Origin of the sequence: Pseudoflavonifractor sp. 60, assembly GCF_009911645.1 — a bacterium.
In the GTDB taxonomy this organism is placed as follows: domain Bacteria; phylum Bacillota; class Clostridia; order Oscillospirales; family Oscillospiraceae; genus Lawsonibacter.
The window spans coordinates 1-622 of the sequence record NZ_QWKI01000156.1 but is presented as its reverse complement, the minus strand read 5'-3'; the positions used below and the strand labels follow the sequence as shown (position 1 = coordinate 622).

The 622-nt window shown below is 57.6% G+C and carries 1 protein-coding gene and 1 pseudogene; both read left to right on the top strand.

The features are described from left to right. Positions 1–120: 120 nt before the first annotated feature. Positions 121–303: pseudogene (locus tag D1646_RS24015) on the top strand (ParB N-terminal domain-containing protein); the annotation flags it as partial. Further along, a complete protein-coding gene (locus D1646_RS24010) occupies positions 277–483 on the top strand; it encodes a DUF6017 domain-containing protein (RefSeq protein ID WP_243154208.1) in 207 nt (68 codons plus the stop codon). The pseudogene D1646_RS24015 and the gene D1646_RS24010, both read left to right, overlap by 27 nt. The last annotated feature ends 139 nt before the right edge of the window (positions 484–622 follow it).

Genomic DNA, 622 nt, shown 5'->3' with positions numbered 1-622 from the left:
CAACAAACTTGCACCCTATATCAGCCCAAAACTTCATACAAGACAGGAAAACGGACATCGGAAGATGCCCGTTTTTTTCATTCTCAGGAGGTGAGAAATTTTGAACAGCCCCAACACTTCCCGTTCAAAGTGAGGGATGATGAAGCCATGAAGGAGACCACGGAGAGTGTGAAAGAGTATGGTGTGCTGACCCCGGCCATTGTCCGGCCCCGCGAGAAGGGCGGCTATGAGATCGTGGCGGGCCACCGCCGTAAACATGCCTGTGAGCTGGCTGGCCTGCCCGCTCTGCCCGCCCTGGTCCAACAGCGATTTGAGCTTATCAACAGCAGCCACATTGAGAAGGTTCTGGACGGCATCCGGGAGAACACCACCCGCGTCTGGAATACCAGGGCCTATTTGCTGGCGGCGCTGTTCAACGCGCCTGCCACCACGGACAATCACTACACGATGCTGGTCAACCACGACCTCTACGGCGGCAGATAGCCGCGCAGGAGAAAGGAGCGTTCCATGAAGCGACCCCTTGCTTACATCACCGCCGCCTGGAGCGGCAACGAGTACGAAAACGCCGAGACCGCCGCCCGGTACTGCCGTCATGAGTGAGCTGCACCGCATGAACGACAGT